This is a genomic window from Legionella longbeachae (assembly GCF_004283175.1).
GTDB lineage: Bacteria > Pseudomonadota > Gammaproteobacteria > Legionellales > Legionellaceae > Legionella > Legionella longbeachae.
The window spans coordinates 94,794-119,617 of the sequence record NZ_RXNW01000010.1 but is presented as its reverse complement, the minus strand read 5'-3'; the positions used below and the strand labels follow the sequence as shown (position 1 = coordinate 119,617).

Sequence of the window (24,824 nt, the reverse complement as noted above, 5' to 3'; positions counted from 1 at the left end):
TTTTATGTCAATGGCAGTCAGGCTTTTCTAAAAAATCACAAACGAGTTGTTCCACACGCTCATCCACTAATACACTGATGTGATTGGCCTCGGGAAGTAAGCGTAATTTTGCATCAGGATATTTCTTACAGAACTCTATGGATTCTCTAATATTCACTGTTTTATCCAGTTCTCCGTGGATACACAAAAATGGAATATGAGGTATTTGTGAAATAAAATGGTTTAATCGTATCAGCTTCAGATCAAATTGTGCTTGTTGACGCATAACTTGTCTTAATTGGAGATATCCATGTCCACTCAGCTTAAATTTTTTTGCGATACGGTTTACAGGACTTCGCATTTGAGTTGGTGATGCAATTAAAATGGCACATTCCGGTTTATACTTTAACTTCCAATTTGGAAGTTGGCCTGATATGTTCAATGTGTTAAGTAACATGGAGCCGCCAAACGAATGCCCTATAACAGCATAAAACGGCCCATATTGATTAATGGTATCTCTCAAAATGGCTACCGCATCTGTCCAGGGCAATTGCAATCCTTTAGCCTCCCCATGAGCAGGAAAATCGAGGGCGTATACTTCATATCCTTGTTGATATAATGAGTCGATTAAACGGGCCATATAAGCTGCACGTGATATCCATCCATGAGCAATCAAAATTTTTCTGTTGTTTGTGTCTCTTTGAGGTTCAAAGCGATGCAGTACATGATGGCGAGGAAACTCTTGATGAATAACTTCAGTTCGTTTTCCCTCAATAAATTCGCAAGCGCGTTTAGCAAAATCTCTGTATGGTTTTTCCAAAGGCAAGAAGATAGGTGTAATAAAAGCTTGATAACACAATTGAGCATGTAATAAATCTCGTACATGGGTTAATGATGAAGTTATCATGATTAATTCCCCCGTTAGATTTTATTTTAAGTGTAGTCGAAAAAGGGGGCTACTAATAATTCTTAAACAAATATTCATAACTTTATCTCTGAACCGCAATTATTATAAACTAGGCTCTTTTTAAATTAAAAATACGTTAAATTCATTTTGAATGATTCGCTATCGGATTTTTAACAGAACAGCTATTCTTAGGATGAAATTACTATCTACTATCTAGGTTTATTTATTATGTTTTACTTTAGGGGAGCTTGATATGCATACTTCAAATCATATTTATCGCGATGGGGAACAGGAACTTCTTGGTTTTTTAGCATATGATCGATCTATTGTTGGAACCCGACCTGCAGTATTAGTCGTCCACGATTGGTCTGGTCGAAACGAATTTGCCTGCGATAAAGCAAAAATGCTTGCGGAGATGGGCTATATTGGCTTTGCCGTAGATATGTATGGCCAAGGAAAACTTGGTGCTACTGTAGAGGAAAAACAAGCTTTAATGACTCCTTTAATATCGCAACAATCTTTATTACGCCAACGGATAAAGGCCGGATTAGATGCTGTTTGTTGTGTCCCTAAAGTAGATAGTAAAAGAGTTGCAATAATAGGTTTTTGTTTTGGAGGTTTATGCGCTCTTGAATTAGCACGCTCTGGAGCCGATCTTAAGGGCGTGGTAAGTTTTCATGGCTTATTACATCAACCAGGAACTCTTAAATCAGAGCCAATTAAAGCGAAGATTTTAGCCTTACATGGTTACGATGATCCTATGGTTCAGCCTGATCAGGTACACGCATTTTGTAAAGAGATGACTGATGCCGGTGTCGATTGGCAAATGCATATGTACGGACATGTTCAGCACGCATTTACAAATCCAAATGCACATGATACTCAACTTGGTACTATTTACAATGAAGTTGCCGCACAACGTTCTTGGCAAGCCATGAGCAATTTTTTGCAGGCAATTTTTGCTAAATAATGTGAGTTGGACAGCAAATCATGAAATGTCCTTGCTGGCGCTCAACAAGGGGCGCAGCAAATACAATTAAAAAATTGTCATAATAGGGTCGATTGTCATGTAACAAAGAATTATAATCCGCAAAAACAATTTTGCTTCTGTGTATTTCTGTAAGTCCTAATAGTATTGATACAGACATTGGAATATTTTTTGTCTGCTTCGTTTTATTTAAAGACACATTAATTCAAAAGAATTATAGAAAATGGCGCAATAAATAGGAGCAACCAATTTGAGTTTTCCATCCGGTTATAACACTATGCAATTGCATCATTTTTTTGAACGTTCCGTTGATTGTTATTCGAGTAATATTGCTTTAGTTTGTGATAATGCATTTATATCCTATCAAGAATTAGAATGTCGTGCGAATCAATTGGCTCATTTTCTTACTGAGAAAAATATAACCAGGGGGAATATTGTAGGGATCCTGTTAGATCGATCCCTAGAATGCTACATTGCCATTCTGGCTATTTTAAAGATAGGAGCGGTGTATGTTCCTATCGAAGTTGATTATCCAGACGAACGAATTAACTATATTCTCTCTGATCTGGCATTCGATGCTGTTTTAACAACATCAATCCAAGTGGCAAATAAAAGTTTAGTTTGGCCAGTTTTTATACGCTTGATACGCTTAGTGAGGAAATTTCGAAACAACCTGCAACGCGATTAAAAACGAATTGCGAACGAAATGCGGATGATCTCTGTTACATCATCTATACCTCAGGCTCTACTGGAAAACCAAAAGGGGTAGAAATAACGCAACGCAGTATTTGTCATTACGTCCAAGTTGCCAGTGAGCTCTATAATATGGACAGCAATGACCGGTGTATCAAGGTTTTTCTTTGGCTTTTGATGCCTCTTTAGAAGAGTTATGGATGGCTTTTGCCAATGGGGCCACTCTAATTGCATGCACGGCAAAAGAAATACGCTCTGGGCTGGGTTTAAATTCTTTTTTAGAACAACATCAAGTTAGTGTTTTTTCAACGGTACCTACATTATTGGCTACTTTAGAAGAAGCTTTACCCAGTTTACGGTTGTTAATCTTGGGAGGGGAAACTTGTCCTACACGTTTAGTCAAACGTTGGAGTAGAGAAGGGTTGCGAATTATCAATACCTATGGCCCTACTGAAGCTACGGTTATTGCTACTTATGCTGAATGTCATCCTGAAAAAGAAATTACCATAGGTCGGCCTTTGCCTGGTTATGATGTACTTATTATGGATGAGCAATTACAAGAAGTAGAAACAGGGGTGGAAGGCGAGCTGTGTATTGCTGGAGTTGCTTTGGCTCGAGGTTATGTAAACAGGCCTGAAAATACAGCAGAAAAATTTGTATTGAATCCAAAAAATAAAACGCAACGCTTGTACCGAACAGGTGATCTGGTCTCAAGAACAATTCATGGTGAGTTACGTTTTGCAGGGCGCGTAGATGATCAAGTGAAATTACGGGGATTTCGTATTGAGTTAAATGAAATTGAAGCGGTCATTATGAGCTATGCTGGAATTAAACAAGCTGCAGTGTCTTTGCAAGTATTGGAACAGCCCACTTTAGTTGCTTATTTAATTCTTGATAAAAATTCGAGCTTTGATGCCAATAAGCTTAAGGCATTTTTAAGATCGTGCCTTCCCGACTATATGATCCCATCAATCGTCGAAATTTTAGAAAGCTTCCCTGTTTTGGCAAGCGGCAAAATAAATAGAAAAGCGTTGCCGAAACCTGTACAACAAAAAATCGAAAAATTAAAAACTACACCTGTTTCTCCACTTGCCAGACAAATCGCACTAGTATGGGAAGAAGCCTTAAACTGTTCGAATATTTCAATGGATGATGATTTTTTCTATGACTTAGGCGGACATTCGCTCTATGCAGCTAAAATCATTTCTAATTTGCGTAAAATATCTGCTTTACAAAATATATCAATTTTGGATTTATATAAAAATCCTACAATTAGACAGCTAGAACAGAAGTTTCAGGATGATGTTACGATTCATTCAAATTTTCATAAAGAGCAAATAGAGAATGAAAAGTACAAGGCTCCAGCGTGGAAGTATTATTTGTGTGGTTTGGGACAGGTTTTTGGTTGTTTCTTGCAGTATGGTTTAGGAACTTTGCAATTATTAGCGGTGATTCTGTGTTATAGCTGGGTTAATTCTAAATATTCAATTATCTCAAGAGAATCAGAGCTTATATTTTTCACTTTATTTTTAGCGATGCCATTCCTTTCTTTATTTATAACCACAGGATTGAAATGGCTATTATTAGGGCGAGTAAAACCTGGAAAATATCCCTTATGGGGGTGGTTTTATTTCCGATGGTGGTTAGTTCGACGACTGCAACATAATTTGTTTCTGCCCAAATTTTTAGTGGGCTCTTCTTTGATTAATGTCTATTATCGATTATTAGGCGCTAAAATTGGAAAAAATTGTTATATAGGCTCTATGTATGTGGGGACTCCTGATTTGTTCCGCGTCGGAGAGAATACCTCCATAGGTACTGATAGTAAATTAAATGGCTATATAGTCGAAGATGGCTGGTTAAAAATAGGAACCATCGCTATAGGTGATCATTGCTACATAGGCTCTCGTTCGGTAATTGGGATCAACACAACAATTGAAAGTGAGGCCGTTCTGGATGATATGTCCATGCTGCCTGATCAGGGGGTAGTCCCGATGAAGACTTATTTTTCGGGATCTCCAGCAGTATCTGGCGTTCTTCCTGCCGACCATGTTACCCAACGAAAAATGGGGATTACAGAGCCAAGCATGATGAAAAATATCCTTTTTGGCGTTCTTCATTATCTCGGGATAGTCTTTGCCATCATGGTCTATTATTTGTGTCTTATCCCGTCAATTTCATTAATTAGCTATTATTATGACCAAGGGCATTATTTTACTACTATATTTTTTGCCATCCCTTTAGGAAGTATATTATTTTTAAGCACTTATTATCTTTGTACCATAATTTGTAAGAAGATTATTTTGCAAAAGCTAAAACCCGGCAATTATCCCTTAAAAAGTTTGTATTATCTCCGCCATTGGACATTTATGAAAATTTTTGATGTGAATGAAATACATGTTCTAGCGGACTCTTTGTATCTTCCCATCCTGTTACGATTGCTTGGAGCAAAATTAGGCAAAAAAGTGGAAATGGGCGAAACACCTCACCTTATACCGGATCTTTTGACCATTAAAGACGGGGGGTTCACCGCCAGCTCTGTTGCTCTGGCTTGGCCTATTGTCTACAATGGCTCTATTTCTTTTGCTCCAGTGTCTATTGGACATGAAGCATTTGTGGGTAATGTAAGTTTGGTACCTGCGGGCCAATCAATTGGAGATGGTGGACTGTTAGGATGTCTTTCTGTGACTCCTCCTGGAGAGCAAGCAAAAGAACCCTATTCTTCCTGGTTAGGCTCACCTGCTGTTTTTTTGCCCCGAAGGGAAATCGCGGTTGGATTTTCTGACGAAGAGAGATTTAATCCACCCATCAAGCTTTATTGTCTACGCTTGTTTATTGAGTTTATAAGAATTATTTTACCTACATCATTTTCACTGATCATTTTGTTTAATTTATTGTATTTTATCGATTATATGCTTATGGCTCACTCCTGGTTGGTTACGGCGCTGCTATTACCTCCAGCCGAGTTATTTTTTATTGTCAGCCTGATTAGTCTATTAATTGCTTTAAAGTGGGTGATGTTGGGTAAATTGAAGCCTCTTACTAAACCTTTGTGGGATCCTTTTATTTGGAAAAATGATGTGATTGAATATTCGTATAGTTATTTTATTAATCCTCACTTTACTGAAAAAGTTTTAGGGACGCCTTTTGCGCTTTGTGTAGAACGTTGTTTTGGAACTAAAGCAGGCAAACGAGTTTATGTGGGTACGGAAGGATTTGCAGAATTTGATTTAATTACTATTGGTGATGATGTATGCATTAATGACGGGGCAAGGATACAAACTCATCTTTATGAAGATCGCGTATTTAAAGTTTCTCATTTAACAATTAATTCCGGCTGTAATGTAGGGGCTGACTCAATCATTCTTTATAATACCCTGATGGAAGAAAATTCTACATTAGGAAGCCTTTCTTTATTAATGAAAGGTGAACGTTTACCTGAAAATACCCATTGGGCTGGTATTCCCGCTCAATCAGCCGCATACAGTTTCCCATATCCGCAAATAATGATGGCGCAGCCTGTTATCAAAGCAGATATAGAAGAAGTGGCTCCAGAGTTAATGTAAATATTCACCATTCTGTTTTGGTACTTACTTACAATTAATTTTAGGACTTGATGTTAGCCAATATTTTATTTTAGCCCATGTGCCTAGCTTTTGGGTGGGGCCACAACTGTATATTTCAATAGCACTGAATCTACCAGGATTTGAATAACGATAGGCAAATCCCCAAGGGTCATTGGGGATTTTATCTAAATACCTTATCCAATTTTGAGGAACGGGCTCTGTAACTGGCTTTTGAATCAAAGCAGCTATTCCCTGGGTATTTGAAGGGTAAAATCCATTATCCAGCTTATAGAACTTCATGGCATTCTCTATGATTAAAACATCTTGCTCTTCCTTAATTGCCTCTGGAGATTTTTTCCAATCAAAATGTAGATATATTGATAGAATAATGGCAATAAAAATTACTAGAAGCATAATCATTAACATGATTTCAATTACTGTAGCCCCTGTGCTTTTCCTTACTCCATTTTTTGTTTGAATTCTTTCCATTTTAAATAGGCTATGCTCATGAAATGAGAGAAGTTTCTCTTTTTACTGTGATAATAAATACAAAAATTAAAATTAATCAAGTAAGATATATATTTTTAACCGTTAAAACAATAGCATTCTATTTTTATATTGCTAACTGGCTATTGTTGTATCCAATCTTATAGGATATATCAGGGATAACTATATGCTATTACGGATTTTGTTTTTTGCAGTTTTATCTCTCCTCGTTATTAATAGCAGTCCGTCCTATTCACTTGATTCACAGGCACAATCGGCGTTGCCAAAGGAGGGGTTGCAAGCTGAAATGGAAAAGGACTGGGAAAAAGCGATTTCTATTTACACTGGTTTGTTACTAAAAAAACCTGACAATATTGATTTATGGTTGAGGGTGGCACAAATAGAATATCACCTTAAAAAATACCCTCTTGCAATTGATGCTTACAAACATGCCCTACGGATACAACCCAATAACGTTACTTTGCACAAAGACTTATCTGAAATATATGCCGCGGCAAATCAACCCAAAGAAGCGCTAATTGCAATTAATGAAGCCATTAAATTAAGCCCTGATAATGTGGACTATTTGCTGGCTAAAGCAAAAATTACAAACTGGAACAAGCAACCTGCTGTTGCTTTAGAAAGCTATCAGAAAATCCTACAGCTTGGCAAATCGGAGAAAATCAAGGTTAACACGAAAGAGATCTTGATAGAAATTGGACGTCTGCAGACGCAGTTAAAAAATTACCCGGATGCTATAAACAGCTACAATCAAGTCATTTTTTTAAATCCCGATAATCCAAAATTATATGAGGAGTTAGCTCAGGTCTATGCTGCCGCAAAAGAACCGGATAAAGCCATAGATACAATTAATAAAGCCTTGAATTTAGATCCCTCCAATATAGAACTTTTGCAATCCAAAGCAAGATTGGCAAGTCTATTAAAAGAAAATCAGCTGGCCATCGAAACTTATCACAAAATATTGGATTTAACCGCTCATAATGACCAGGCTAAAACGGTAGACCTCCTTGTAATTTTCAAGCAAATAGGAAGCCTTCAAAATCAAGAGCACAATTATCCTGATGCGATAAAGACTTATGAGCAAGCCCTACAAATCTACCCTCAAGACGCCACACTTTATCAAGATTTATCACAAACTTATGCTGCTGCAGGGCTACCTGATAAAGCAATGCAAGCCATTAACACTGCTCTTGAATTATCCCCTGATAATGTAAGCTACCTAAAATCCAAAGCGACTCTTGCAACGTGGTTAAAGGATAATCAATTAGCCATTGAAACCTACCAAAAAATTCTGGAGCTCAGCCAAGATGATAGTGAAAAAGTGAGTCTTCTAAGGCAAATTGCCAATTTATATAATCAAGAGCATCGGTATCCAGATGCTTTTAAAGTTTACGAACAGGCTATATTATTAAATCCTAAGGATGCGATGCTGTATCAAGAGATGGCGCAAACTTATGCAACGGCAAAAGATCCTCAGAATGCTATGAATGCGATTAACAAGGCTATTGAAATTGAACCTAACCGAATTAGCTTCTTGGAAATAAAGGCTAAATACGCAAATTGGTTAAAAGATAGTAAATTAGCCAAGGAAACTTATCAAAAGATTTTAACCCTGTCTCCTGGCAATAAAGAGGCTATTGCAGGTCTTAAAGCACTGGTGCATTTGGAAAAGAAAACGCTTGGCCCTGTAGAGCAGTTAGTAGCTGATGCCAATAATTACGCAAGCCTTAGACAATATAATCAAGCGGAAGATGCAGTAAAAAAAGCCATTAAAATGAAGCCTAAAGATCCTCGTTTATTTAAAATGCTTTCTGAAATCTATGCTATGGCTAATAAACCTCAGTTAGCATTGACAGCAATTAATCAGGCTTTAGCGCTAGATCCCACAAATCTTGATTATTTAAGAGCTAAGGGCAAAGTAGCTGCTTGGGCTGGTGATAAATATCAAATGGAAGAAAGTTACGCAAAAATCCTGCTGCTAAAACCTCACGATCAAGAAGCCATGCTGCAATTGGCCAATGCGTTAAGATGGCAAGGCAGAACCGATGATGCTATCCGCGCTTATCGATTATTTCTCAAGGTATATCCAAAAATTGCTGAAGGATGGCTTCATTACTCCGAAGTGTTATCATGGACAGAGAATTATCTTGGCGCCTTCAACGCAATTGCCCAGTACAAAGACTTAAAAGGAATCACTACAGATTATTTAACGAAGCAAGCTCGATTTCTTGCTTTGGCTGAAAGATACAAATCCGCTCTTGCGATTAATAAGCCTTTGTTGGAAAAAAATCCAAATGATTTATATTTGCTGACAACTCAAGTTGCTGCGCTGGCTAAAGGATTTCAAATAAAAAATGCGCTTAACTATTTACACAAAGTCAATCAGCTATACCCTGATGAAAACCAGGTAAAAAGTCTAAACAATATCATTTTGACTCCACTTAGAACCAATGTGAATCTGGGTACAGAATACATTGCTGCATCGGATACTACTAAAATTTTAAGCATACCTTTAACTGCTCAATACTTCCTAACACCAACGTTCAGTTTATTATTTCGAGGGCTATATGAGCGTTCTACGGCAGCGATTGGTAGTGGTTTAGAAACCTATAATGGGAATGGATCCATTTTTGATGAAAGTGCCATGGTCGGCTTTGCTACCCAAGTCCAATCTTTGTTTAATCTATCTGCTGTAGCAGGAGGCTTGAAAATTCAAAATGAAAATAACCATGGAATTTACGAACTCAACTTTAATCCCAATATTGGAGAAACAGCCAAATTAACTTTTACAAATTTACATAATTTGTATAGACCCTATCTTGTACCGCAGTCACCCAGATCCATTTCTTTACAAATTATGGAAACTCGTAATGGTATTTACTTAGAGTGGCAGCCGTTCATTCAAAAATATTTAAACCTACTGGTTTCTTATTCGGAGCTAAGTGATACCAATAGTTATTGGCACTATAATATTTGGCCAAAAGCGAGAATTTTTGGTTCTGAGCATTGGAAAGTCACTGTGGGTGTTAATGCTGATATTTGGCAATACAAAAAACGCTTGGCAAATGGCTATTATGATCCCCTTGATTTTAATGGCTATGAAGCAACTATTGAAACGTACTACATTCAATCAGAGAATGTTGGCTATAGTTTATCAGGCGGATTTGGAATGCAAAAGGATGAAACTTTTCCCCATTACTACTATGAAGAAGATTTTGCATTCCAGGCATTTTGGGGGCTCTACACGGATTGGCAACTCCGACTTAAAGGAGGATATACTCTTAGAGAAAATCCCACAGGAAATTATCATGCATGGTCTACTGGTTTAATTCTTACTCGACGTTTTTAAGCCCAGGTAGGCATCCTCTTCATAAAATAATTCAGTCGATTCAAAATTTTAAATTAAAATAGACTATAATTAAAGCAAAGAAATATGGGGATATTATTTCTATGCGAATACTAGTGACTGGTGCTGCAGGTTTTATAGGTTCTCATCTCGTTGAATACCATTTGGGTAAAGGAGATTGGGTATGTGGTATTGACGACTTGAGCTCTGGGGTAGAAAGTAATATTAAAAAATTTTTTGCTAACCCCAATTTTTATTTTATTAAAGACAATATTATTACCTGGCCTGAAATTGAAAAATTTGCTTCATGGGCGGATCGAATATATCACATGGCCGCTATAGTCGGGGTATATAAAGTTATTCAAGAACCTGAAAAAGTTCTGTCTGTAAATATTGCGGGCTGCGAAAATTTATTAAAAGCTGTTTGTAAGTCTAATTGGAAGGCTCAAGTCTTGTTGGCTTCAAGTGCCGAGGTTTATGGGCCACATAACAAATTGCCTCTTGCAGAAGAGGATAACATTATTCTTGAAACTGCTGCAAAAAACCGCTGGAACTATGCAATTAGCAAATTAGCTAATGAAGCAATGGGATTAGCTTATTATCAAAAATTTCATATTCCCGTCGTAATTGCTCGCTTGTTTAATACTATTGGCCCAAGACAGACAGGTCGTTATGGGATGGTAGTTCCTAATTTTGTAAATCAGGCACTGGAGAATCAGCCAATTACTGTATTTGGTTCAGGTGAACAGACACGCTCATTTTGTGATGTGCGCGATACAGTGGTCATGCTCGATTTACTTATGAACAGTAAAAAAGCATTTGGAGAAATTATCAATGTAGGTAATAACCAGGAACTCAGCATAAATGAACTCGCTAAATTAGTAAAAAATTGTGTCAATCCAGAGGGTGATATTCAGCATATTTCCTATCTTAAAGCTTATGGCGAAAACTATATTGATATTCAAAGAAGAAGGCCAGATTTAAATAAACTGTTTCGTTACATAGATTTTAAACATAAATTTTCTTTAGAAGCGACAATAAATACTTTGGCTGCCCTTAATAAAAATACAGAAAATTAGGGGTAAATTAAAATTGAATGAATCAGCTATTATTTTAGAAAATCGAGCAGATTCACCGACTTTAGCTTGCACAGTTGGATCCAACCTCTTTTTCTAGGATCATAGTTACTAAGGGATGCATAAAGTGAATACCATGAAAACTTTTGCAGTATTAGGTCTTGGCTATGTTGGATTAGAATTGGCAGTTTCTTTAGCTGAAAAAAAGGAAACTTATGGATATGATATATCAAAAAACAGAATTGAAGAGTTACAACAAAACCGGGATAGAAATTGTATCGTTTCTTTTGAAAAACTAAAAAATAGCGAACTCAAGTTAACAAATGACATCAACTTAATCAAAACAGCTAATTTCTACATTGTGGCAGTTTCTACTCCGGCTTATTTTTATGAACTCCCTAATTTGGAGCCATTGATTAATGCGACAAGAAGTTTAGGCGAGGTTCTGAAAAAGGGAGATATCGTCGTTTTCGAGTCTACCGTTTACCCCGGCACAACAGAAGAGGTTTGCATTCCTATCTTGGAAGAAACAAGTCATCTCCGTTGTGGTCATGACTTTAATGTTGGTTATTCTCCTGAAAGGATAAGCCCGGGGGATAAAGAGCATCACTTACAGAATATTCCTAAAGTTATTTCTGCTCAAAATGAACATACTCTGCAAGAAATTAAAGAGGCTTATCATTTAATTTGTGATACGGTTTATCCCGTTTCAAATATAAAAACAGCAGAAGCGGTAAAGATACTGGAAAATACACAAAGAGATATTAATATTGCCTTTATGAATGAATTTGCACAAATCATGCATGCGCTTGGTTTGGATACTCATGAAATCATCAATGGCTCAAAAACAAAATGGAGTTTCATCCCCTTTAAACCGGGGTTTGTTGGAGGGCATTGCATTGCTATTGACCCACAATATTTGGCTTTTAAAGCAAAAAGACATGGTGTTGATCCTAAAATTATATCGATTGCCAGACAAGTTAATGATGGAATAACTCAATTTATTATTCATGAAATGAACAAAATGCTCATCAAAAAAAATATTAGCTTCCAAAAAATAAAAATTGGCTTTTTTGGTGTGACTTATAAAGAAAATGTTCCAGATATTCGCAATAGCCTGGCTTTTAAGCTCATTAAGGAAATGAAAGAATATGGCTTTAACTATATTGCTCACGACCCTTGGGCTAACAAAAAAGTGGTCAAAGAAAAATATCATCTGGATTTAAAAGAATTTGATGAAATGGAAGATATTTCTGTTGCCATTATTATTGTGCAGCATGATTTTTATCGCGAAAAAGGCTGGCAGCAATTTGTTAATAAGCTCAAACCTGCTGGTTTGATAATGGATATACCTAATTTATTTGTTGAAGAGAAAAAAGATTTGGGAAATATAACCTATTGGAACTTATAAAATAATGGCTACTTTATCTTATTTCTTAATAGGCCCAACCCTAATTACAGGTCTTATTGGTCTTATGCATGGACCTGACAAAACGATTCCAACTCCAGCAGAAGATTGGCATGATGCAGTGGTGGATGTAATCATTCCGGCTTACAATGCAGAAGCAGAAATCGATTTATGCATTGCTTCACTGGCGCGTCAAACTTTAAAACCCCGCCACATTTTCGTGATTGATGATGGCAGTAAGGATAATACTAAACTATTTGCTGAGGATATCTGCGAAAGGTTAAATTTAACAAATGTCCACATCATTAGAAGAGAAAAAAGTATCGGAAAAACACCGAGCATCGAAAAAGGAGCTTATGAAAGTGATGCTGATGTGGAGTTTGTCCTGGATAGTGATACTATCCTGGTTTCCGAAAACTATCTTGAACGGTTGGTAGAAGAACTTTATAAAGGGGTTGGTATCGCTTCCGCTTGCGGAATAATTTATCCCTTAAAAGAAAAAGATCGTAGTAAATTGCTTGCTGATGAAAGGGTAGGCGGTGCTTTAAGGGAGCATTTTCAATGCTATCCCCAAGCAGGCTATTATAACAAAAATACTAACTTGCAACGTTTCGCTCGATTCATTACTAATCTCTACAGGGATGTGATGTATAAATTTTTGCAAAAATTTATTTATAGAGCCGAAATGATTTTTGTGGGTACTATTATCAATCCCGTTGGTTGTGCTGTGGCGTATAGAAGAAAATACGTAAAGGATATCTTTGTAAGTGCTAGAGAAACTTTAGGTAGTGATTTAACAACTTCAGAGGATATATACATAGGCTTTGCATTTGCTAATGAAGGTTATCGAAACATACAGTTACTTGATGTCGAAGCCTGTACTTTAGAGCCTTATATTCAACGTTTGCCTTTCCAGGTTTTTTTGTGGTCATCAGCCTTTCTTCAAAGTGTGTATTATTTTAATTATTTAGTCGCCACACCTTTTAAAGCAATTAATAAATTAATATATAAATTTCGCAACAGCAAAAAGGAAAAAATTTTTGAATCCAGAAGGAAAATTAAGGAGCAGTATCGCCAAAGCTTTGGTGTTGAAATCACTAAAACCTTTGGTCGTCCTATTGGCTGGTTTATTTTTACAAATACGCTTGAAAAAATTTTATTTCCATCGATATTTTTGCTGTTTATTATTTTTGGCTGGTGGGAAGCATTTTTATTAACATTTATCTTTGAGACTTTAATCTCTTGTATACTGGTAGCAATGAGCACAAAAGGCGAACGGATCAAAATGTTTTTTAAAGCACTCCTTACGTCTCCCATACGATATGCCCTTTTGCTTTACGATCTTGTGGTTATCTTCCGATTTATTACGGACTTGTGGATCACCCATCACAGAGCATGGCGCAAGTGACCCACAACTGGTTATATTAAGTAATTATCAATTAAGCGAATATCCCCAATACGAACAGCAGCAAATCTGCGCCCTTGATGTTCCTCAATATACTCGACAACAATATTTTTTTGGGTTAATTCCTCAATGATTTGCGTGCAGGATTTATTTTTTTGCTGAAATAATCGGGCAAAATCTTCGGCTATGGATTTTTGCTCAATGGAGAGGCGATTATTGCGCGAACTGTATGCTAAGCCACTAGGCTCACGCAGGGTTGGACATACTTTGATTTCTATATCCAGAAAGAATGCTTTCGCCATTCCATGGATCAGTTGATATTGTTGATAATCTTTTTCCCCAAAATATGCTCTATTTGGTTTGACAAGATTAAATAATTTAATGACAACCGTTAAGACACCGTTAAAATGCCCGGGTCGATGTTTGCCTTCCATTAATTGGCACAGTTGTTTTTCATGCACTTGATAATTATATCCATCAACATACATTGCCTTATCATCTGGAAGAATACAAAAATCCACCCCCGAGTCTTCCATCATCCTCAGATCTGCTTCCAAGGTACGTGGATACAATTTAAAATCTTCGGCTTGATTAAATTGTGTTGGATTAACAAATAAGCTGGAAACAGTGTAGTGGTTTTCTTTTTGGCTTGTTGTAAATAAAGATGCATGCCCTACGTGCAAATTACCCATGGTAGGTGCGAAACCTATGGTTAGTTCAGTGGCTAAAGTTTTACGAAAAGCTATCCATTCTTCAAGATTATGAAAAATTTGCATCATGATGCTCCTGATTATGAGCGTTCGATACAATAAAATTGGCTCTTGGTTTTTGTATCGAACGAATCGTTTTGAAAGACTTTGTACAAAATGTGGTGCATTTTTCTTGGATGCCCACGTCAATTAAAATGCATGTTCAGAAGTTGGAAAACTAGCCTGTCGTACTTGCTGAGCATAAGCATTTAATGCACTCAGCATCATTTCTTTACCTTGTAGGTATCTTTTGACAAACTTGGGATTAAAATCAGTTTGTAAACCCAACATATCATGCCAAACAAGAACTTGACCATCAGTATCAGAGCCGGCTCCAATACCAATAGTAGGTATGCGCAATGATTGAGTAATGGCTTGTGCTAACGATTGAGGAACGCATTCAATTACAAGGGCAAAACAACCAGCAGCTTCTAAACTCAATGCCTGTTGAATCAGTATTTCTGCTTGATCTGGATTTCTTCCCTGTACTTTATAGCCGCCTAATTGGTGAATGGATTGGGGTGTCAAACCAATGTGGCCCATAACAGGAACACCCGCACCGACTAGATAGGAAATGGTTTGACATGTATCTGCATCAGCACCTTCGATTTTTACAGCATGTGTTCCTGAACGTAATAGACTTTTCACATTTTCTACAGTTTGAGCCAAGGAAGTTTTGTGGCTTAAAAAAGGGAGGTCGCTAATTAAAAATTGTTGTTTTAATCCACGTGCTACGGCTTGGGTATGAAGCACCATCATTTCTATGGTAGCCATAATGGTTGTTTCGTGGCCATGTACGGCCATAGCTACTGAATCACCAACCAGGACACAATCGACATTAGACTCAGAGACAATACAGGCAGATGGATAATCATAGCAGGTGACCATGACGATTTTTTGTTGTTCTTCTTTTTTACGTTTGAAATCTTGAATTTTCATTTGTGTTACTCCTTGATTAAGAAATTGGAGTAAGCATGATTATGTAAAGCAAAATGTACTACAGGTACCTGTCGCATGGATCAAGTCCTCCACAAGTTAAAAATTTAAAGTCGCTGCCAAGGGGTCAACGCATTACGTATCATAGTTTAAATTCTGGGAGATGAGAAGTAGCGTTAAATTAAGGGGGCTATTTTGCTCCTTTATAAATCTGAGGTATTATTCCTCTTTGACGAGACAAGCATCTATAGTTGCGACAAATAAAATACTTCATGTAAACAGGTTTTTTATGCAAATCATTGAACAATTAGCTATTCCTGGCGAACATCCCCTGTCATTGCAAGGCATCATTGGTAAGTTAGAAGCAGTTTTGACAGTTCCTGATCAAAATAATACTGAATTTTTTGCTTTTTTAGGACATCCACATTCCTTGCAGGGTGGTACGATGAACAATAAAGTTGTTACTACCCTGGCGCGTGTTTTCAAAGAATTAGGTATTCCTTCATTGCGTTTTAATTTTAGAGGAGTCGGGCAGTCTGAAGGATCTTATGATGCAGGACAAGGTGAAAGTGAGGATATGCTTGTTTTGGCCCGTGAGTTACAAGAAGAGCAGCCCGAAAAGAAATTAATTTTTGCGGGGTTTTCTTTTGGATCTTATGTTGCCTATCGGGCAGCAGCACAAGCGCATGCACATTTGTTGATCACGATAGCTCCGCCAATACACCACTATAATTATCATGAATTTAATCCTGCACCTTTTCCCTGGGTTGTTGTTCAAGGTGATGATGATGAGGTCGTTCCTCCTGCGTTGGTTTTTGATTTTGCAGCACAGTTACATCCTGAAGTTCCAGTAATTCGATTTGCCAGTACAAGCCATTTTTTTCATGGAAAATTGATAGAGCTCAAAACAAAACTGATTGAATATATAACCTCTCAGGTTGTTCTATAATGACGTTACTAACTCAGTATGAATCGGCGGTTGCCCGTGGCGAAATTGACGATGATTCTTTGCAAAAACAAATATTGCTGCATTTTCAGCGGCTTGCTGAGGAAGTAAAAAAATCAAACTCTTCATGGTTTTATCCCTGGAGCAAACCTCGAATTAAGGGGATCTATCTTTATGGCCCGGTTGGGGTGGGAAAAACTTATTTGGTTGATCTTTTTTATGAGTTTCTTGAAGAAAAAAAGAAAGCACGTTTTCATTTCCACCATTTTATGCAACAAGTTGATGCACAATTAAGATTATTGCAGGGACAAAAAAATCCTCTACTGCAGATTGCCAAAAAACTTGCCAGGAAAACTCGGGTGCTCTGCTTTGATGAATTTATGGTTCATGATGTGGCGTACGCCATGATATTGGCTGAATTACTCAAGGCTTTAGTTGCTCATGGAGTAATTTTAGTAATTTCTTCAAATATACCTCCAGATGATTTGTATCGGGATGGTGTACATCGTAAACGATTTTTACCTGCTATTGCCGCTATTAAAGAAAATTGTGAAGTTCTTAATTTGAATGAACAAAGAGATTATCGAATTGGGCGCGAGCCATTATTAGATGCTTATTTATGCCCCCTGAATCAGCAAACAATCCAGGCAATGGAAAAACAATTTGTGTTACTAAACAGTGAATTTCAAGAACATGGAATTATTACGATTCAAAAGCGTGCAATTCCTTATCTGAAATGCGGGATAAAATCAATTTGGTTCGCTTTTGATATTTTGTGCAATCTTCCGCGTAGCCAATTAGATTATTTAGAATTGGCAGATAAATTTGACACTATTTTTGTCAGTGACGTACCTGTTTTAACAGTAAACCATACATTGCAAACCATAATGTTCATCCATTTTATTGATGTGATGTATGATCGTGGCATTAACATTATTATATCTGCGGAAGTTACTGCAGAACAGTTATATGTTGAGGGCGAAATGATAGAAACCTTTAAACGGACTTTGAGTCGTTTGTTGGAAATGCAGTCCGTAGATTATTTGGCACGCCACCCAAAACGCGAGTTACACGAGTTGGTTTCGGATGATTCGGAGTCGTAACGTGGTTTATTCATTTTCGAGTAACGTTAATTCCCCTTAATAAGATATCGTTTTTAGGTGTAATTAAGTTATTATTTTACAGCAACGACAACTGTATGATCAAAAATTTTACGTTTCAAAGTCAAAAATATATCACTTTTTACTTAACTGAGAATGATTCTCGATTCCATTTGTGCTAAAATTACTTTATTTAGTTATTTTCTTGTTCACACATGGTAAACATTACAGAGCTAGTCCAAGGTGATAAAGTACGCTTAACAAGTTTTGGTTCAACCGATATGCAGTATCGACGTAGGCTTTTATCTTTAGGTGTAACGTGCGGTACCGAATTTTCAGTTGTTCGTCTTGCCCCTTTAGGTTGCCCTATACAAATTGAAGTCAGAGGAACGGCTTTAACTTTGCGTAAAGAAGAGGCGAATCAATTGGTTTTGGAGTATGTATGACGCATGTGTTACTCGTTGGCAATCCTAATTGTGGTAAGACCACTTTATTTAATGCTTTAACCGGAGATAATCAACGTATAGGAAATTGGCCTGGTGTTACTGTTGAAAAGAAAACGGGTGAATTTTTGCTCGCTGGACAGCGTATAAGCATAACTGATTTGCCGGGTGTTTATTCACTGGTCGCAAATGCTGATGGAGTCAGTCAGGATGAGCGAATTGCAGCACAAGCAGTTGTTTCCATGCAAGCAGATTGTATTATTAATGTGATCGATGCGTGCCATCTTGAGCGACATTTATATTTAACCAGTCAAATTCTAGAGTTAGGTACCCCCGTAATTCTTGCACTCAACATGATGGATATTGCTCAGCAACGAGGCATAACGATAGATATTAATGCCTTGTCGCAACGATTAGGTTGTCCGGTAGTTGCAATCCAGGCACATAAAATGGTAGGTATACCTTTACTTAAACAGGCGCTGACGCAATTACCACAAGACATTGAGCCTTGGACACTTCCCTTGTCCAAACCCATACAAGAAACATTAATCGCATTGGAACGACAGTTAATTCAGGAGGGTTATAGCCAGTCGCTTGCCTATTATCAAGCGCGTCGGATTGCAGAAGGAGATGTATTGCTCTTGGGGCAGGCGTTGTCTAAAAATTTGGCTTCATTGAATCCAGAAGAAGCTAATTTAGATATCTTACTAGCAGATGCTCGATATCAAAAAATACACGAAATTGTTACTGCAGTTCAGAAAAAACGCAGTGATGCCAGTGAGCATTTTACCGCAAAAGTCGATAGGGTTGTATTGCATCGCTTTTGGGCATTACCTATATTTTTTGCCATGATGTACTTGATGTTCTTATTTGCAATCAATATTGGTGGCGCATTTCAAGATTTTTTTGATATTAGCACAGATACATTATTTGTACAGGGGACTGCTTGGTTGTTGGAGCAAATTCACGCCCCGAATTGGTTAATTGCCTTATTAGCCAATGGGGTTGGCAAAGGAATTAATACAACACTAACATTTATCCCTGTCATTGCAGCAATGTTTTTCTTTTTGTCATTACTGGAAACCTCAGGATATATGGCAAGGGCTGCTTTTGTTGTGGATAAAGCGATGCGTGCGCTGGGGTTACCGGGTAAATCTTTTGTACCTATGATTGTAGGTTTTGGTTGCAACGTACCCGCCATTATGGCTGCGCGTACGTTAGATTCAGAACGCGACAGATTATTAACTGTAATGATGAGCCCATTTATGTCATGCAGTGCCCGCTTGGCCATTTATGCAGTATTTGTTGCTGCATTTTTTCCTTCAGGTGGCCAAAACATTGTCTTTTCTTTATATATTATCGGCATCCTAATGGCGGTATTAACCGGATTCATATTGCGAAAATCCACTTTAAAGGGACATGCATCTCCTTTGATTTTGGAGTTACCTGCTTATCATAAACCAGCATTGAAACGTTTAATTAAAGAAACATCCTTACGTTTGCGTTTTTTTGTGTTGCGTGCGGGAAAATTAATTCTGCCTGTTTGTGTTCTTTTGGGAGGGTTAAATGCGATTACTCTTGATGGCGGTATTAATTCAGGCGAGGCAAGCACCCAATCATTATTGTCTGTAATGGCACAATGGATCACTCCTTTTTTTGCCCCTATGGGTATTCATCAAGATAATTGGCCTGCAACTGTTGGATTGTTAACCGGGATGCTGGCTAAAGAGGTAGTAGTAGGTACCTTGAATTCACTTTATGCTCAAGTAGGCCATGTAGGTGAGGTAGCTGCAGCACATTTTGACCTTTGGGCAGGTATTAAAGCGGCTTTTTGGTCTATTCCGGAGAATTTATCACAATTAGGCTCTGCATTGGCAAACCCTGTACTGGCAAGTGCTGCAGATAGCCCAGTATCTCAATCCGTATATGGAGTTATGGCTCAGCGTTTTGATGGTCAAATCGGTGCCTTTGCTTATTTACTTTTTGTTCTTCTTTATATTCCTTGTGTATCAACTATGGCTGTAATCCGGCAAGAAGCAAACAGAAAGTTAATGTGGTTTTCAGTAATTTGGTCATTTGTTGTTGCTTATATGGCGGCAGTTTTATTTTATCAAGCCGCGAAATGGGTTCAGTCTTCAGGATTAAGTATATCTTGGATTACAGGATCTTTGTTTGTTCTATTTTTTATGATCGTCATACATATTTCAAAAAAACGAAGTATGAGGAGAGCAAATGCTGCTGCAAATACGTGATTATATTCGTCGAAAAGGTGTAGTAAGTACGCAACAATTGATTAGAGAATTTCATTTAGACTTCCAGGCATTGCAACCGATGCTTAACCTATGGATCGGAAAAGGAGTGATACGTAAGTGTGAGGAAAAAGTACAATGTAAAAGTTCTTGCTTTAAATGTCGTTCTCAAGAGCCTGAATATTATCAATATCTTTGATGAACTTTTTCCGCTGAGAAAAAAGATTGTTGTACGAGCATTTTTACAGTTTTTTTACTTATGCGACTTTAACTTGCGTGCCCATTGGCGAAATTTGAGCTAATATAGTCTTATAGCTTGATTTTTATGTGACAAATAAATGGCTGATAGCACTGATATCCCTGAAACTCCAACGATCGGCATCGATATTGGGAAGCGTCGATTGGAAATGGAAGCAGACTTAAATGATCCAGTAGTTCTAGTTGAGCGAGTGTATCAAATTTGGTGGCATTGGGCTGATTTTCAGTTATATATTGTGTCACCGTTTATTGATACTATTTCACCTCCTTTGATTATTAATCCTGAACTAATTCCAGGTACGGATGAATATGAGTTCGTATATCCTATCCATGATTCCGGATCAAAACTCGCAACTTCTAAATGCGCACAAATGTACCATGCAGGCATGTCTATGCATAAACTCTATATGACTATAGAAAAAATGATTTACATTTTGATTGAGCGTTTGAAAAAAGAAGGAATTACTACAGATACAGAAGTTCAAGTCTCTTTTGGAGGGCATTTATTGCCGCAAAGAAAGGCCTTTGAGTCAATTATTAATTTAGCCTACAATGTGGTAGTCACTAACTTTGATCCCGGCGAGTGGGGGGAACGTTATTTACAAATTGTGAAACAAAATGCAGACAAATACGGATATCCATCTGAGGCACCGCGAGATTCATATAAACAACCCCATTCAACCCCGTCTCCCAAGAGATAGAAATTCTTATCTCTCGCCTTCTGAGTGGCCATTGTCTTATATATTAAATTTACATACATACAGGTTGTGATTTTAATACATCTGCCCCATTATTTTTCTGTACGTATGTCCATTTAATAAATATTCTTCCCCTTGGCAATGAAAAAACTTTGCCCTGACAAATTCATCGTGGTGCAAGAGATTTGTAATAAAATATTGTCCAAATTACAGATACTGTTTACTTTTATTCGAATTCGATAGAGACTTAATCTTGCGTGATAAAAACAGAGTGCTATACTCGCATTTGTACTTTATTTAATAACTTTCTCTAAATTAAGGAAGAAAACTACAGTGAATAAAAAAAGACCCGTTAATCTAGATTTGGTTAGTTTGAAATACCCCCCAATGGCAATCGCTTCCATATTGCATCGGATTTCAGGGGTAGTTTTATTTTTATTATTGCCCATTATGTTATTTATTTGGGGGCAATCAGTACAATCAGAAGAAGCATTTCTTCACGTGAAAAATTTATTATCTCAATCATGTTATAAAATGGTGGTTTGGGCATTTGGTTCGGCCATGATTTATCATTTGCTTGCAGGGATACGCCATCTTTTGATGGATATAGGCGTTGGTGAGCATCTTAATGCCGGCCGCAATTCGGCTATTTTAGTCATTGTTCTTACTGTTATTTTGGCAATTTTTCTAGGAATCTGGATATGGTAACTAATGTCACTAGCTTGACAGGTAATGGGTTAAAAGATTGGTTAATTCAACGAGTAACGGCGGTTTATTTTGCTGTGTACACTATTTTTATAATCGGTTTTTTGTTATCTCATCCTGGACTGAGTTTTGCTCAATGGCATGCTCTGTTTTCTAATATTGTGGTTCAGATCGCATCCATAATTGCTTTATTTGCTCTTTCTTTACATGCTTGGATAGGTCTTTGGACTGTAACTACAGATTATATGAAATGTACTGTTCTGCGTGTATCAGTACAAATGATAGTTGTTTTATGGCTCCTTAGTCAATTTGTCTGGGGCTTAATGATCCTTTGGGGGCGGTAGCATGGCAATTGCACGTAATGAATTTGATGCTGTAATTATAGGTGCAGGTGGGGCTGGAATGCGCGCTTCACTGCAAATGGCTAAATCGGGTTTAAAAGTTGCACTCTTATCTAAAGTATTTCCAACTCGCTCACATACAGTTTCAGCGCAAGGCGGTATTACATGTGCATTAGGAAATGCACATGATGACGATTGGCGTTGGCATATGTATGATACTGTAAAAGGGGCGGATTATATTGGTGATCAGGATTCGATTGAATATCTCTGTAAAACAGGTCCTGAAGCTGTCTATGAATTGGAGCATATGGGGTTGCCATTCTCTCGAATGGATAATGGCAGAATTTATCAACGCCAGTTTGGAGGCCAATCCAAAAACTTTGGTGGCGAACAGGCCGCCCGTACTTGTGCTGCGGCAGATAGAACAGGACATGCGTTACTTCATACTCTTTATCAACAAAATTTAAAAGCAAAAGCGGCTATATTTAGCGAGTGGTATGCTCTTGATTTAGTTAAAGATGCCCATGGGCGTATTTCTGGTGTAACCGCTATGTGTATTGAAACAGGGGAAGTTGTCTTTTTTCAAGCACGAGTATGTATTTTGGCTACTGGTGGGGCTGGTCGTATTTATCAATCCACTACGAATGCGTTTATTAATACAGGTGATGGGTATGGTATGGCGTTAAGAGCCGGTATTCCGTTACAAGATATGGAAATGTGGCAATTTCATCCTACGGGAATCGCTGGAGCAGGTGTTTTGGTTACCGAGGGGTGCCGCGGTGAGGGTGGTTATTTAATCAACAAAGATGGTGAGCGTTTTATGGAGCGTTACGCTCCCCGAGTTAAAGATTTGGCTTCCCGGGATGTTGTAGCACGTTCTATGGCTTTAGAGATACGTGCAGGGAAAGGATTTGATCCTAAGGGCATTGATCATGTTAAATTAAAATTAGATCATTTAGGTGCAGATCTTATTAAGTCACGTTTGCCTGGAATTCGTGAGTTATCGCTTAAGTTCGCGGGTATCGATCCGATTGTTGAGCCTATTCCTGTCGTACCTACTTGCCATTACAGCATGGGAGGTATCCCTACCAATATGTATGGACAAGTTATTACCAAAACTAACGGTCAAGAACATGTAGTTGAAGGTTTGTATGCGGTAGGGGAGTGTGCTTGTGTATCAGTACATGGAGCAAATCGTCTCGGCGGTAATTCCCTGCTTGATTTGGTTGTATTTGGACGAGCAGCAGGCTTGCATGTTGAAGAATTATGGCAATCAAACCACTTACCTGATGTGACCTATATTAGTGATGATGATCTGGCTCCGTCTTTAGAACGATTTAACCGCTGGAACAATTCAAAAGAAGGTGAAAGTCCTGCAGTAATTCATGATGAAATGCAACGTGTGATGCAAGAGGATTTTGGTGTGTTCCGTACCGGGGATGTTATGGCTTCAGGATTAAAACGCCTGCAAGCTTTACGTGAGCGTTTAGCACATGCAAAATTAGCGGATAAAAGCAAAGTATTTAATACGGAACGAGTAAGTGCGTTGGAGTTGGATAACTTAATGGCAACTGCATATGCTACGGCACAATCGGCAATGGTACGTACTGAAAGTCGTGGTGCACATAGCCGAGAAGATTATCCAAGTAGGGATGATAAAAACTGGATTAAACATACACTTTATTTTGAGGAGGGTGAGACGATTGATTTTCGACCAGTTAATGCATCACCTAAGCATGTCGAGCCTTTTATGCCCAAAGAACGTGTTTATTAAAGAGGATACATTACATGGCAGATAGTAGAAAATTGACCTTATCAATATATCGCTATAATCCAGAGGTGGATGCTAAGCCATATATGAAAGATTATGAGCTGGACATTCCAGCCAAAAGTGATCCTATGTTACTTACTTTACTCGAGCGTTTGAAAGCAGAACAGGATCCTTCCATTACTTACAGACGATCGTGTCGTGAAGGCGTATGTGGTTCTGATGGAATGAACATTAATGGAACTAATGGTTTAGCATGTATTACTCATATCTCTCAATTGCAGACAGATAAAGTAGTGATTCGCCCTTTACCTGGGTTTCCAGTGATTAGAGATCTGGCTGTTGATATGTCCCAATTTTATCAACAATATGAACGTATAGAACCCTATTTGCAAAATGACGAAGTTGCTCCCGCGCGAGAACGATTGCAATCTCCGGAGGAGCGGGCACAACTTGATGGATTGTATGAATGTATTCTATGTGCATGCTGTACTAGTTCATGCCCTTCATTTTGGTGGAATCCGGAAAAATTTGTGGGGCCTGCTGGATTATTACAGGCAAGACGTTTTTTAGCTGATAGCCGAGATAAAGCAACTACACATCGCCTGGAAAAATTGCAGGATCCATTCAGTGTATTTCGTTGTCGCAGCATTATGAACTGTACGAATGTTTGTCCTAAGGGACTCAATCCGACAAAGGCGATTGGAGAGATTCGCGTACAAATGTTGAAACAGGAAACTTAATATATTGTATTAT

General features: G+C 37.8%; 22 protein-coding genes. 18 read left to right on the top strand and 4 right to left on the bottom strand.

Annotated features, from left to right (window positions below; genetic code table 11):
• Positions 1 to 7: 7 nt before the first annotated feature.
• On the bottom strand, positions 8 to 886 hold the full coding sequence (locus EKG34_RS11445) for an alpha/beta hydrolase (RefSeq protein WP_003633233.1): 879 nt from the start codon (positions 884 to 886) through the stop codon (positions 8 to 10).
• A gap of 253 nt (positions 887 to 1,139) precedes the next feature.
• Between EKG34_RS11445 and EKG34_RS11440 the strand changes: the two genes are divergently transcribed.
• From EKG34_RS11440 to EKG34_RS11435, 4 genes are all read left to right on the top strand, one after another.
• The gene (locus tag EKG34_RS11440) at positions 1,140 to 1,856 is read left to right on the top strand and encodes a dienelactone hydrolase family protein (protein ID WP_003633231.1); all 717 of its coding nucleotides are present in this window, start codon (positions 1,140 to 1,142) and stop codon (positions 1,854 to 1,856) included.
• 268 nt (positions 1,857 to 2,124) lie between these two features.
• Positions 2,125 to 2,562, top strand: a complete 438-nt coding sequence (locus tag EKG34_RS18605) for an AMP-binding protein (protein WP_223800096.1) — start codon at positions 2,125 to 2,127, stop codon at positions 2,560 to 2,562.
• Positions 2,496 to 2,756, top strand: a complete 261-nt coding sequence (locus tag EKG34_RS18845; RefSeq protein ID WP_237702690.1) for an AMP-binding protein — start codon at positions 2,496 to 2,498, stop codon at positions 2,754 to 2,756. The genes EKG34_RS18605 and EKG34_RS18845 overlap by 67 nt, the downstream gene beginning before the upstream one ends.
• Positions 2,717 to 6,133, top strand: a complete 3,417-nt coding sequence (locus EKG34_RS11435) for a Pls/PosA family non-ribosomal peptide synthetase (protein WP_003633229.1) — start codon at positions 2,717 to 2,719, stop codon at positions 6,131 to 6,133. Before EKG34_RS18845 ends, EKG34_RS11435 begins: the two co-directional genes overlap by 40 nt.
• 24 nt (positions 6,134 to 6,157) lie before the next feature.
• On the opposite strand, the gene gspG is transcribed toward EKG34_RS11435, so the two are convergent.
• Positions 6,158 to 6,622, bottom strand: a complete 465-nt coding sequence (gene gspG, locus EKG34_RS11430; protein ID WP_003633226.1) for a type II secretion system major pseudopilin GspG — start codon at positions 6,620 to 6,622, stop codon at positions 6,158 to 6,160.
• A gap of 184 nt (positions 6,623 to 6,806) precedes the next feature.
• Here gspG and EKG34_RS11425 point away from each other — a divergent pair, with 184 nt between their 5' ends.
• From EKG34_RS11425 to EKG34_RS11410, 4 genes are all read left to right on the top strand, one after another.
• A complete protein-coding gene (locus tag EKG34_RS11425; RefSeq protein WP_012978781.1) occupies positions 6,807 to 9,989 on the top strand; it encodes a tetratricopeptide repeat protein in 3,183 nt (1,060 codons plus the stop codon).
• Positions 9,990 to 10,090: 101 nt separating this feature from the next.
• The gene (locus EKG34_RS11420) at positions 10,091 to 11,065 is read left to right on the top strand and encodes an NAD-dependent epimerase/dehydratase family protein (protein WP_003633224.1); all 975 of its coding nucleotides are present in this window, start codon (positions 10,091 to 10,093) and stop codon (positions 11,063 to 11,065) included.
• Between the two features lie 133 nt (positions 11,066 to 11,198).
• Complete coding sequence (locus EKG34_RS11415; protein WP_223800119.1) at positions 11,199 to 12,473, top strand: nucleotide sugar dehydrogenase; 1,275 nt, start codon at positions 11,199 to 11,201, stop codon at positions 12,471 to 12,473.
• 4 nt (positions 12,474 to 12,477) lie between these two features.
• A complete protein-coding gene (locus tag EKG34_RS11410; RefSeq protein WP_003633222.1) occupies positions 12,478 to 13,878 on the top strand; it encodes a glycosyltransferase in 1,401 nt (466 codons plus the stop codon).
• 11 nt (positions 13,879 to 13,889) lie between these two features.
• On the opposite strand, the gene panC is transcribed toward EKG34_RS11410, so the two are convergent.
• Both panC and panB read right to left on the bottom strand, forming a co-directional pair.
• On the bottom strand, positions 13,890 to 14,651 hold the full coding sequence (gene panC / locus EKG34_RS11405; protein ID WP_012978782.1) for a pantoate--beta-alanine ligase: 762 nt from the start codon (positions 14,649 to 14,651) through the stop codon (positions 13,890 to 13,892).
• A gap of 123 nt (positions 14,652 to 14,774) precedes the next feature.
• Positions 14,775 to 15,563: a 3-methyl-2-oxobutanoate hydroxymethyltransferase gene (gene panB / locus EKG34_RS11400; RefSeq protein ID WP_003633220.1), complete on the bottom strand. Its 789-nt coding sequence runs from the start codon at positions 15,561 to 15,563 to the stop codon at positions 14,775 to 14,777.
• A 286-nt stretch (positions 15,564 to 15,849) separates the two neighbouring features.
• Between panB and EKG34_RS11395 the strand changes: the two genes are divergently transcribed.
• The 10 genes from EKG34_RS11395 to EKG34_RS11350 all read left to right on the top strand — a co-directional run bounded on the left by EKG34_RS11395 (position 15,850) and on the right by EKG34_RS11350 (position 24,811).
• Positions 15,850 to 16,509, top strand: coding sequence for an alpha/beta hydrolase (locus tag EKG34_RS11395; RefSeq protein ID WP_003633218.1), 660 nt, complete (start codon positions 15,850 to 15,852; stop codon positions 16,507 to 16,509).
• A complete protein-coding gene (gene zapE / locus EKG34_RS11390; RefSeq protein WP_003633216.1) occupies positions 16,509 to 17,609 on the top strand; it encodes a cell division protein ZapE in 1,101 nt (366 codons plus the stop codon). The genes EKG34_RS11395 and zapE overlap by 1 nt, the downstream gene beginning before the upstream one ends.
• Before the next feature lie 212 nt (positions 17,610 to 17,821).
• Positions 17,822 to 18,052: a FeoA family protein gene (locus EKG34_RS11385; protein ID WP_003633215.1), complete on the top strand. Its 231-nt coding sequence runs from the start codon at positions 17,822 to 17,824 to the stop codon at positions 18,050 to 18,052.
• Positions 18,049 to 20,301: a Fe(2+) transporter permease subunit FeoB gene (gene feoB, locus EKG34_RS11380; protein WP_003633214.1), complete on the top strand. Its 2,253-nt coding sequence runs from the start codon at positions 18,049 to 18,051 to the stop codon at positions 20,299 to 20,301. Before EKG34_RS11385 ends, feoB begins: the two co-directional genes overlap by 4 nt.
• Positions 20,282 to 20,497, top strand: a complete 216-nt coding sequence (locus EKG34_RS11375; protein WP_012978784.1) for a FeoC-like transcriptional regulator — start codon at positions 20,282 to 20,284, stop codon at positions 20,495 to 20,497. The genes feoB and EKG34_RS11375 overlap by 20 nt, the downstream gene beginning before the upstream one ends.
• Positions 20,498 to 20,636: 139 nt before the next feature.
• On the top strand, positions 20,637 to 21,257 hold the full coding sequence (locus EKG34_RS11370) for a hypothetical protein (RefSeq protein WP_003633213.1): 621 nt from the start codon (positions 20,637 to 20,639) through the stop codon (positions 21,255 to 21,257).
• Positions 21,258 to 21,587: 330 nt separating this feature from the next.
• Entirely contained in the window at positions 21,588 to 21,962 is a 375-nt protein-coding gene (sdhC, locus tag EKG34_RS11365; RefSeq protein WP_003633212.1) for a succinate dehydrogenase, cytochrome b556 subunit, read from the top strand.
• The gene (sdhD, locus tag EKG34_RS11360; protein WP_003633211.1) at positions 21,956 to 22,303 is read left to right on the top strand and encodes a succinate dehydrogenase, hydrophobic membrane anchor protein; all 348 of its coding nucleotides are present in this window, start codon (positions 21,956 to 21,958) and stop codon (positions 22,301 to 22,303) included. Before sdhC ends, sdhD begins: the two co-directional genes overlap by 7 nt.
• 1 nt (position 22,304) lies before the next feature.
• Positions 22,305 to 24,074 carry a succinate dehydrogenase flavoprotein subunit gene (sdhA, locus tag EKG34_RS11355; RefSeq protein WP_003633210.1) on the top strand — a complete coding sequence of 590 codons (1,770 nt, stop codon included), beginning with the start codon at positions 22,305 to 22,307 and terminating at the stop codon, positions 24,072 to 24,074.
• Between the two features lie 14 nt (positions 24,075 to 24,088).
• Positions 24,089 to 24,811, top strand: coding sequence for a succinate dehydrogenase iron-sulfur subunit (locus tag EKG34_RS11350; protein WP_003633208.1), 723 nt, complete (start codon positions 24,089 to 24,091; stop codon positions 24,809 to 24,811).
• Positions 24,812 to 24,824 lie beyond the last annotated feature (13 nt).